The following is an 11,118-nucleotide window of genomic DNA, read 5'->3' as shown; positions in this document are numbered from 1 at the left end:
TGTGATCGAGCCAGGAGAGCGTATCGCGCAATTGGTTGTGCTTCCTGTCGTTCAGGTTGAGTTCCAACTGGTGGAAGATTTTCAGGAGTCTGATCGCGGCGTCGGCGGATTTGGCTCAACAGGTACAAAATAAAATTATAATTAGTCTAGTCGCAGGCTCAGGAAGGACACATGGTGGGACTTAAGAAAAAGCATGACTTGGTAAAGACCGAAAAAGCGTCAACGAAAAAGGCCAAGAAATCAAAATCGGCCAAGGATAAAGCCGGAGCCTCTTCCCAGTCTTTAGCCGCCTGGAGTTTTCAGCCAGCCGCTATTGCGCTTCTAGTGATTGTCGCCTTGGCTGTCGCCTTGGAAATCGTTTTTGTGACTTCGGTAGAAAACGGGCAGCAGCAGGACGTCAATGCGCGTTACGCTGAGCTTGTTCAGAGAGACTTGAATTTCTTAGCGAATGAGCGTCTTGGAGCGCTTAAGTCTGTTGCACGCAGTCCAGAACTCATCGAGCGCCTGATAACGAGCGCTGAGAATAACCATGATTTGCTGCGAGCGACATTTCCAGACTTGGTTGAATTCTATGTCGTATCCGCCGAGCAACTCCCGCAAGTCAGAACTCTATACCCAAATCTCGGATACGCAAGTGTCGATGCTATTCGTAAAGCTCAAACACTAGAAAATTTGAAGCTCGAAGCCTTCTATGATGGCTCTAAGTGGTTTTATCAGGCAGCACTTGCGGTTACTGATGAGCCCGCTGCCGTTATTTTGTTTTTATTTGACGATTCGGAAATAAAACGCGCTTTGCAGGGGCAGGCTAAAGCATTAGAAGGGAACATCGCTTTGTATAGTAGCTCAGCAGAAAATGCGGCGAAGGTTATGGAGTTTGGTTCGCCTGCGCATGGTGAGCAACTTTCTAAGCCTATTCATATCGGCTCTTGGCAGCTTCGTTATGCCACGACGGCTAATGGCTTAATCGCGGTTGATAGAACGTTCCTTTGGTCAATTCTCGCTGCAGCGGCCCTAATATCGCTAATTCTTGTTTATCTTATTTGTCGTCTGCGCTTAAACAAGATTCGTTCAGATGTGGTGCTTACATCAAGTTTGGTGTTGTCTGGTATCTCCGGTGAGAGAAAGTCATCTGTGCGCCTGGCTTTTGCAGAAACATCGTCGCTACTTGAGAATGCGAACAAAGCGCTTGCTGAACAGGAGCAAAAAGCGAAACCAGCCATGGCAGCCAAGCCGAACGCTTCAAACGCAGCCGAGTCGATGGGCGTTGTTGAGGCTCATGCTGAAGATAGCTCGGACGACGATTTGAATTTTGATGATCTGGACCTAGATGAGGAGTTAGGTTTGAACGAACCCGAAGTTGCTTTACCGCGTTCTGATGAACATGAGGGTGCAGAGATTGATGCATCGATTTTTAGAGCCTACGACATTCGCGGAATTGTTGATGAAACGCTGACGCTTGAAACGGTTGAGTTGATTGGCCGCTCTCTCGCTTCTGAAGCACTGTCTCAAGGGCAAAACACGCTTTGTGTTGGTTACGACGGGCGTCTTTCTAGTGAGGCGTATTGCCGCGCTATCTGTCAGGGCATCACAAGCACAGGCGCTGATGCGATTGTTGTGGGTCGTGTGCCGACGCCGGTCCTCTATTTTGCGACGCATAAATTGGAAACTGGAACCGGTGTGATGATTACCGGAAGCCATAATCCAAGTAACTACAATGGCTTTAAGATGATGATCGGTGGTAAAACGCTGGCTGGCGATGACATCCAGACGTTATATCAGAGAATTCGAAATGGCGATTTCGCGAGTGGGTCTGGGAGCGTCAGCGAGCAAAGCGTTGATGACATTTACCTTGATACTATCGTGAATGATGTTGCCGTTGCTGCGCCATTACGCGTAGTGGTCGATGCTGGTAACGGTGTTGCAGGAGAGCTAGGGCCGAAGTTGATTGAAGAGCTGGGTTGTGAAGTTATCCCATTGTTCTGTGATATCGATGGAACATTCCCAAATCACCATCCTGATCCGGGCAAGCCAAAGAATCTTGAAGATTTGATTGCGGCGGTTGAAGAGCATGATGCCGATGTGGGTCTTGCTTTTGATGGAGACGGAGATCGTGTGGGCGTTGTCACCAATACGGGCAAAATTATTTGGCCGGACCGCTTGCTGATGTTATTCGCTAAGGATGTGGTTTCACGAAACCCTGGTGCCGATATTATTTACGATGTGAAGTGCTCGCGACGTTTGAATGGTCTGATTTCGAGCTATGGTGGTCGTCCGATTATGTGGAAAACGGGGCACTCACTTATCAAGGCGAAGATGAAAGAAACAGGCGCGCTGCTAGCCGGTGAAATGAGTGGGCATATATTCTTCAAAGAGCGTTGGTTTGGCTTTGATGATGGATTGTATAGTGCAGTTCGCTTGCTTGAGCTGCTAGGAATTGAAGATCGCAGCGCTGAGGAGGTGTTTGCTGACTTCCCAGAGGATCTCAGTACGCCAGAGATCAATATCACCGTGAGCGACGAGTCCAAGTTTGAGCTGATTGAAAAGCTGTGTGCAAGAGCGGCGGCTTTCGAGGACGGTAATGTTTCGACGATTGACGGATTGCGCGTTGATTTCGCTGATGGCTGGGGTTTGTGCCGTGCGTCAAATACGACGCCGGTATTAGTATTGCGGTTTGAGGCGGATGACGAAGCAGCGTTGAAGCGTATTCAGCAGCGCTTTAAAGACCAGCTGTTGGCGATTGATGAAAGCCTTAACGTGGCATTTTAAGAAAGAGTTTTGTTAATGAGTTTAGATAAAGAAAGCGCAATCCAGGTTGCGTCTGTTTTAAACAAGGCCTTGCCTTATATTCAGCGCTTTGCGGGAACCACCATTGTGATCAAGTATGGTGGTAACGCAATGGAGAACGAAGAGTTGAAAAACAGCTTCGCGCGCGATGTTGTATTGATGAAACTTGTGGGTATTAACCCTATTGTGGTGCATGGTGGCGGTCCGCAAATCGGTGATTTATTAAAGCGTCTCAATATCGAAAGTCGCTTTGTCGAGGGTATGCGTGTGACGGATGCCGAGACCATGGACGTGGTAGAAATGGTGCTCGGTGGGCTCGTCAACAAGGAAATTGTGGCGCTGATCAACCGAAATGGTGGTAAGGCAATCGGTTTGACTGGTAAAGACGCTGATTTTATTCGCGCCAGAAAACTCGAGGTTTCGAGCGCCGCGCCTGAGGTTCAGAAATCAGAGATCATCGATATAGGCCACGTCGGAGAGGTTAGCAAAATTAATCCAGAGCCTATTGATATGTTGGTTAACAGCGATTTTATTCCTGTTATCGCACCTATCGGTGTTGGCGAAAATGGCGTTTCTTACAATATAAATGCCGATCTCGTTGCTGGAAAGGTTGCAGAAGAGTTAGGGGCTGAGAAGCTGATTCTGCTGACGAATATATCTGGTCTTCAGGACAAAAACGGCAAAGTTTTAACCGGTCTGAATACCAAACAAGTTGACGCGTTGATTGAAGATGGGACGATTTACGGTGGCATGCTGCCCAAAATTGCCTGCGCGCTTGGTGCTGTTCGCAATGGCGTAAAGAGCGCGCACATTATTGATGGCCGTGTCAGTCATGCCACTCTATTAGAGATCTTTACTGATGAAGGAGTCGGAACGCTAATTAGTAATCTTTAGCGTCACCTGGATCAGGCGGTCGTGACTTTGTTACCGCCTTCTTTCACGGCTTTGGATAAGGCCGACTCTGTTTTCCGTAACATTTGCTCGGCGCTTTCGTTGTCCTTCAGACTTGCTATCGCCGCCGATACTGTAATTGTGCCAAGCTGAACTTTTGCTGCGCTATCGGAGAGGGTTTGTTTGGCAAGCCTCATGCGCAAATTATCAGCAACGCTATGTGCATCGTCAGTGTTGGTGTCGGGCAAAATCATCGCGAAGGTCTGTTCGCCATAACGGGCTATCGTGTCCGCACCCTTTAGGTTTTTCTTGAACAGGGTGGCGATAAACTTTAGCACTTTATCCGCAATGGCATCGCCGAATTTACTGCGAAATAATTTAAAGTCGTCCACTTCAAGCAGAACAATCGATATTGCTTCCTGATCTGATCGAGCCATGACTGCATGTGTCTCAAGATCCTCAATAAAAACACTCTTCGTCGGGATTCGTGTCAGAGTATCAATGCTAGATTCGCCGCTTAGCCGCGCTACCTCTTCTTTGAGTTGCTGCATTTCTCGAGTCATCGATACGAGAGAGTTTTGCATTTCACTTGCGGCGTCCTCACGATGCTTCGTGTGTTCAATAAGCTGCGCAACCATTAATTTCAACTCGCCAATGCTTTGCATCGCATCCGCTTCAGAAGATATATCCTGAAGCGCCTTGGAATACATGCCTAGACCTTCACCCTCTTGCCGAGCTTGCTTCAAAAAGCTGTTGATGACCCCTTTCACGTTATCACTAAGCTGATTTACGAGCGCTTCCCGTTCACTTGCAATATGTTTTTGATAGAGGTCCTTATGAATTGCTGATGTGAATGCGGTTTTGTTGAGATCTAAAAGATTAATCTCATTTACGAGCGAGGCGTTGCGGCCGCTCACATACTCATACCAAACGGCATAGTTCTCGGGTGTCGTCGCAATGTTTCGTTTCTGCATCTCAGGCAGAGTCTGCTTCAGCAGCGTAACGGCGGCTGTAATATCGCTATTTGATTGCATGGTCTGGTACTTCTTGCATGGCGCTCAAAGGTGGAAAATAAAAGCTGTATATTAAGTTATAGCAGATATATAAGGTTGCTTATAACTTTTGAGGATAAGTTGTTATTATAGTTAGCCTTTCGAGATATTTGATGTTTGCTATAGTTTAAAGAATGACCTAAACCCGAATGAGTAGATAAATCTAATGAAACGTTTCTTTGCCGCTATTCTTGTGCTCTTGGTTGTATTGGTCGGCGGCAGTAAAATTGCCGTGATGATTGGTGCAAGTAGCTTTCTATCGCAAGTCAAAACAGAGCTCGTATCGGTTGGTGCATTGAATTTCCAATCGGTTTCCACGTCACTCCAAGATTCCGAAGTCGTTATATCCAAACCGACATTCAAGCACTTTTTGTTAAAGAAGGATTTCTCAGCGGAGCAGGCGCGGCTTAAGTTCGAAGGTCCTGTCGATATGATGTTGGGTTTATTATCCGCGTTAGGTTCTGATTATTCTGATCTTGATCAGCTTATTTTAGATGATTTCGAGACGGATTTGCCTGACCAGCTCATGTATGAGCAGCTCTCTGAAAACTTGAGCCTTAGTATTGATCAATGGTTTTCTTTTCTGTCCTGTAGCGGTGAATCATCGCCAACCAAGACAAGCTTGGCCAAGGCCGGTATTGAGAATCTCAAGGCGCAGGTTATGGTCCATCTTGGCCTGCCTGAGTCGACTATAGAGTTTGATACGCTCGGTTTTGGACGGGTCATTATCGATACAGACCTCTTGGCGCATCTCTCCGGTTCTGGTGAGGGGCGACTGCGCAGTATTTCTTATATAGATAACGGTTACTTTAAACGTCTGGCGCAGACCTGTTATCACGAGTCCGAAGATTCCGGCTCTTTGTCGCAGAGTATTGTGGATGGTTGGAGTGAAAACCTTGCGATGCGCGGGTATCGCGTGAGTAGTTCTGCCTTGTCAGTGATTAAAACGTTTATTGAGCAGGGTGGGATATTGAGATTCTCCGTAGGGGATGCTGTTCCCGCGCCTCGGGACGGCTCATATGGCTGGCAAGAAGCGGCATTTATTGCGCGCGTAGAGGTTCAAAGCAATGACGGAGAGCCTGTTGCTTTAGAGTTGGAGCAATATTTTGCTCCACCGATTCAAGAGACGGTGTCAAAGCCAGAGCAGACAGTGGAACCCGCTTATATCGAAGTTGATATGTCGTCGGAGACTGAGCTTAATCCGCTTGATCAACTGCTTGGAAAACAGGTAAGAGTGCGTTTATTCAAGGAGCAAGAATATGAAGGAAGCGTTAAGCTTATTGATGAGCATCAGATTGAGATGATACCGCTTAAAGGCGATGGGAAAGTAAGTTATACCTTTAAGCTTCTCGAGATAGAAAGGCTGGAGGTATGGACCGAGTGACCAGGATTCCTCATGTTCCGTTAGCGCCTTTTACTGAGCTGTTAGGTGATATTGTTGCGGAGAATTCGATTAGCGCAGCGGATTCGCATTGGGATCACAGCAATGAGCGTGTAATTGATATTCTTCAAGGTTGGTTTGATCGGCTCGGTTTTAATACGCAGATACAAGATGTTGACCCACTTAAGGGTAAATACAATTTGATCGCAACTCTTGGAAGTGGTCCCGGTGGGTTGGTACTTGCAGGTCATACTGATACGGTGCCTTTCGACGAGTCTCGCTGGAGCACAGACCCTTTCAAGCTGCATTTTGAGCAGGAGAAATTGTTTGGCTTGGGCTCCTGCGATATGAAGGGCTTTTTTCCAATCATTGTGGAAGCGCTCAGAGGGCTGGAGGGTGCGGAGCTTATTCAACCGTTGATTGTAATTGCAACTGCGGATGAGGAGAGTTCGATGGCTGGAGCTCGAACATTGGCGGAAGGGTCAAGCTTTCAGGCGCGAGCGGCTGTCATTGGCGAGCCGACGAGCATAAAGCCGATACGCATGCACAAAGGCATTATGATGGAGTCGGTTCAGTTTCATGGCTGTTCCGGTCATTCGTCTAACCCTGCACTTGGTCAAAGTACTGTCGAAGCAGTCCATGGTTTTTTAGGTGAAATTCTTGCCTATCGTTCGCGTTTGCAAAGCCAGTATCAAAATGCCAACTTTCTTGTTTCAGGCCCTACGCTGAATGTTGGGGCGATCCATGGCGGAGACAGCCCAAATCGGATTTGTGGACATTGTCAGTTGAATTTTGATTTAAGGCCGCTGCCTGGTATGTCCATCGAGTCATTGCATGCCGAAATAAAAGCGCTGGTTCAACAAACAGGCTACCAACATGCGATTGAAGTAACGCATAAGTCTATGGTTAAACCTGTTCCCGCATTTGAGACTCCCGCGTCTTCGGAACTGGTGAAAATATGTGAGCGATTGACTGATACAAAGGCGCAAGCTGTTGCCTTTGCAACAGAGGCTCCATTTTTAAGTGGAATGGGTATGGATACCGTTGTAATGGGAGCAGGTTCCATTGATCAGGCGCACCAGCCCAATGAATTTCTCGCGACAGAACAGGTTAGAGGAATGGCGGATGTATTGCGTTCGTTGATCCAGAATTATTGTATCGCAGCCTCATAAGCTAATTAGAGAACTAAGAATAGACAATGAAAGATTGGATCAACTGGTTTAGGCATGCTTCTCCTTATATCAATCGACATCGAAATCGTTGTGTCGTATTTGGTGTAAGCGGCGAGGCTCTTGAGCATAAGAATTTTATTAACATCATTCATGATTTGGCTTTGCTCAGTAGCCTTGGCATTCGTATTGTCATGGTGCTTGGAGCACGGCCACAGATTGATCGGGCTCTGCAGGGCAAAGCAATCAACTCAGCCTTCTCGTCAGGTATCAGAGTCACGAGTAAAGAGGCGCTTCCTTGTGTTCTTGAAGCTTATGGTAAGGTTCGAAGCGAAGTTGAGGCGTTGCTGTCGATAGGCGTGGTCAACTCTCCTATGCACGGTTCTGCAATTAAAGTGGTGAGTGGGAATTTCATTGTAGCGAAGCCCCGAGGTGTCATTGATGGGGTTGATTTTGGCTGGACAGGGCAGGTTCGTAGAGTGGACCATGAGAGTATGTCTGCACATTTGCAGGCCGGATCAATGTTGATTCAGACCGCTCAGGGGTATGCTGTTACTGGTGAAATCTTTAACTTGTCTTACGATGAATTGGCAATGGAGGTCGCGCAATCGCTAGGAGCCGACAAGTTGATCTACCTTGGCCAGGAGAAAAGCGCGTTAACAAACTCGGAAGGCTTGCCTGTTCGCCAGATCGATGCCCAGTCTCTAACGCGCTTATTAGATTCCGAACCCGAGAGGGAAAATAGTCGTTTGTTGCGCTTGGCCAGTGCCGCATGTCACTCTGGCGTCAAACGAGTGCATATCCTAGGTTATGCAGACGACGGAGCGATACTGGAGGAAATGTTTACCCGCGATGGTGTCGGAACCATGGTGAGTGAAGAGAGCTATGATGAGGTGCGCGAAGCGCATTTGGACGATCTGACCGGAATCCAGGAGCTAATCCAGCCATTGGAAGAGCAAGGTGTTTTAGTGCGGCGCTCGAGAGAGTTGCTCGAAACAGAGCTGCATGCATTTACCGTTAATCTGCGCGATAACGCGATTATTGCATGTGCGGCACTGTATCCCTATCCGGAGTATGAGTCAGCTGAGCTAGCATGTTTTGCGGTGCATCCTGATTATCGTCGCGAAGGAAGAGGTGATCGAATCTTGGATGAGGTTTCTAGAAAAGCAAAATGCCAAGGTTTGAAGTACTTGTTTGTATTGACAACACAAACCGAGCATTGGTTTCTTGAACGGGGTTTTGAATTAAGTGGTCACGATGCGTTACCAAGTGGCAAACTATACGATATCGCACGTAACTCTAAAGTATTGAGAAAAGTACTTTAGGTGTGATTCGTTGACCGGAGGGATGATCTAGGTGAGTGCAAAGGAAAGAAGAGCGCTAGAGCGCATATCAAGCCATCAGGCCGCAACGCTTTATCTTGAAAGCGGACAGTCTTCTGCGTGCACTATCGAGGATTTTTGCGAGCAGGGAATGTACGTCACGTTCGCTTCGGGAACGATTCCGTCAGATAGCGCTATCAGGATTCTGCGCGTTAGCTTTAAGAATTTTCAGGGTCGCGAGTTATTTGTTAACGCTGAACCGGCGCATTTGAGTCACAATACGGCAGGGCTTCGCTTCGTCAATCAATACCCTGAGGTTGTTAGCTTTCTAAAAGAGAGATACGCGAACGACTCAACTCCTAAATTGTCCGTGCAGCATACGTCGATCATTGAGCGATGTTTGAGACTAATAGAACAATCTACGAAGAACGTTTATGAAAGTGCGCTTCCTCTTGTCGTACAAGCGGTGCGTGATGAAGCCGTTAATTCGCAAACGGATCAGATCGCCAATGCCAGAATGAATATCGCGGATAGAATCGAGAAGTTCGAGTCTACTATTTTGGCGAAAATCAGTAACGAGATCCTTAGTGTTGCTCCTCGAGGCCGCAAAAATATCATTGAGAATAACTCCTCGGACTTGGACCTTGTCGCGAAAGGAGAGTTTGAGGATTGGTTAATAAGTAAGGTGCTCACAACGAAGCTAGAGCAGAGTTTGCGCTCACCCTTGCTGCTTTTAAAGATGCGTACCGATTCGATGGGCTATCGAAGTGAGGGAGGCAGCGGCAGTCCCTTGGGGCCCGAAAGACTGGTTTATGCTTTTCAGACAGCAATGCACCCATATCTTCAGGAACTTGCTCTTGAGCGACGCGCGTTCAAAATTTTGGAAGCGGCTCTTTTACCCGAACTGGATAGCCTAACTCACTCGCTGAACGAACAGCTTGCCAAAGCGGGAGTCTTGCCTGATGCGTCCTTGGGTGAGTTAGTTAAGAAGTATGAGCAGCCTTCTAAAGTAGAAGAGAAGAGCACCATTGATTCATCGAATCAATCTCCACCGCCGCCCGCGCAAGATGTACCTAAGCCTAGCGTTGATTCCTCTCCTGAATCAATAGAATCGGCGCCACAAGCGAAACATCATGATCGCTCTGAAGGGAGGCCGCGAGCTTCTGTGGGCTATGGTGGGCAAACGCTGAATCATGACGGGGTTGAGAAAGGAAATGTATCGGCTGTCGATTTAGAAAAATCTCAGGGTTCAGCCGACCATGCACCAGCTTCCGATGCAGCGCAAGCTCCTGGCGTGGCTACACAGTCTGAGGGATTTTCTTCCATCGGGAAATTGTTTAGAAAGCTGCGCAACAAATCTGGCAATACTTCTTCTGGGGTGCCTGAGGGTGCGCCATTGTTTAGTCATCAGGAGCTTCATCAAGGTTTGTCCTCTTTGCATGGGCAATCTAGAGATGTCAACGAAGCTCAAACCAGTCTTCTCGAACGAGTCTTGGAAAGTTTGAACAAAGATGCCGACTCCCCGAGAGACTTGAATGAAGAGCAGAAGGATCAGGTTGATGTCGTTGATCGTTTTTTTGGCTCATTGCAGCAGAACCCGCGCTTAACGCATGAAGGTAAGCAACATCTTTTTAGACTAGAGATCCCGGTTCTCAGGCAGTTATTGGAAAATGACCGTTTTTTCGATGACCATGACAGCCCTCTCAGAGATGTACTAAACAGGATTGCAAAGCTCGGTGCTCAAGGTGGAAGACTCGGTAAAATAGGACATCAGAAAATTGAGCAGCTTGTTGCGCGAATCAACGAAGAGTACGACCAAGATCATGGCGTTGTGGATCAGGTACGTGCTGAGTTGGATGAGCTGATCGCGAGACAACATGCTCTATATCTGAAAAATGTCGAGCGGGTTGCGGCCGCAGCTGATGGAGCGCATAAGATAGATGAGGCTCGAAAATATGTAGCTGAAGTTGTATCGGGCATGCTTGCAAAGCAGCAGGTACCAGCAGCTCTTCAGAGTTTGCTAGATAATGGATGGCTTGAGCATCTCAACTTATTATCAATAAAGTACGGTAAAGATAGCGCCCAGTTTTCTGAGGCTCTTGGCGTTGTTGAAGCGCTGAAGCAATTTGGACAAAATCCTGAGATTGGTTTCGATGCGCGTAGAAATATTCCTTTAATTCAGGATGGCTTGAAGTCTATTTCTGGCGGTGTTGAGACCTCGAAAAATGTCCGTGAGGAATTAAAGCAGTTGATGCTAGATGCCTCGTCTCGGACACATGCCATGGTTGAAGCAAAACCTGTGATTTTAAAGTCTGAATCGGCTGAAGAAGAGAGAGAAAAGAACAATATTGAGAAATCTAAGCAGCTTCGGCCCTGGCTACTAAGGGCGAAAGCCATTCCTCTGAATGCTTGGTTGAGGTTTCAGAAGGAAGGGGAAGCAGAGCCTCAGTATATTCGGCTAGTCTGGATTGCCAGAGCTTATACCAAGTTTGTCTTTGTCAATCATCAGGGCTTGAAAG

Annotated in this window: 7 protein-coding genes and 1 pseudogene; 7 read left to right on the top strand and 1 reads right to left on the bottom strand. The window is 47.4% G+C overall.

Annotated elements, in window-relative coordinates:
* The 3 genes and pseudogenes from A3750_RS24870 to argB all read left to right on the top strand — a co-directional run.
* Window positions 1-133, top strand: a pseudogene (locus A3750_RS24870) (dUTP diphosphatase); the annotation flags it as partial.
* A gap of 38 nt (window positions 134-171) precedes the next feature.
* Entirely contained in the window at window positions 172-2,766 is a 2,595-nt protein-coding gene (locus tag A3750_RS27300) for a phosphomannomutase/phosphoglucomutase (protein WP_068455097.1), read from the top strand.
* A 15-nt stretch (window positions 2,767-2,781) separates the two neighbouring features.
* Entirely contained in the window at window positions 2,782-3,678 is an 897-nt protein-coding gene (gene argB, locus A3750_RS08405; protein WP_068455099.1) for an acetylglutamate kinase, read from the top strand.
* An 11-nt stretch (window positions 3,679-3,689) separates the two neighbouring features.
* Here argB and A3750_RS08400 read toward each other — a convergent pair whose 3' ends face one another.
* Window positions 3,690-4,709, bottom strand: a complete 1,020-nt coding sequence (locus tag A3750_RS08400) for a GGDEF domain-containing protein (protein WP_068465997.1) — start codon at window positions 4,707-4,709, stop codon at window positions 3,690-3,692.
* Window positions 4,710-4,893: 184 nt separating this feature from the next.
* On the opposite strand from A3750_RS08400, the gene A3750_RS08395 reads away from it, so the two are divergent.
* The 4 genes from A3750_RS08395 to A3750_RS08380 form a co-directional block, all read left to right on the top strand.
* Window positions 4,894-6,111 (top strand): hypothetical protein, encoded by a 1,218-nt coding sequence (locus A3750_RS08395; protein ID WP_068458175.1) that lies wholly within the window; start codon window positions 4,894-4,896, stop codon window positions 6,109-6,111.
* Window positions 6,099-7,280: an acetylornithine deacetylase gene (gene argE, locus A3750_RS08390; protein WP_068458178.1), complete on the top strand. Its 1,182-nt coding sequence runs from the start codon at window positions 6,099-6,101 to the stop codon at window positions 7,278-7,280. Before A3750_RS08395 ends, argE begins: the two co-directional genes overlap by 13 nt.
* Before the next feature lie 26 nt (window positions 7,281-7,306).
* On the top strand, window positions 7,307-8,602 hold the full coding sequence (argA, locus tag A3750_RS08385; protein WP_068458180.1) for an amino-acid N-acetyltransferase: 1,296 nt from the start codon (window positions 7,307-7,309) through the stop codon (window positions 8,600-8,602).
* A gap of 31 nt (window positions 8,603-8,633) precedes the next feature.
* A partial coding sequence (locus tag A3750_RS08380) for a DUF1631 family protein (RefSeq protein ID WP_156498489.1) occupies window positions 8,634-11,118 on the top strand: 2,485 nt, incomplete at its 3' end.

The sequence above is a fragment of the Oleiphilus sp. HI0079 genome, from assembly GCF_001635105.1.
This window is presented reverse-complemented; position numbering and strand designations above follow the sequence as displayed.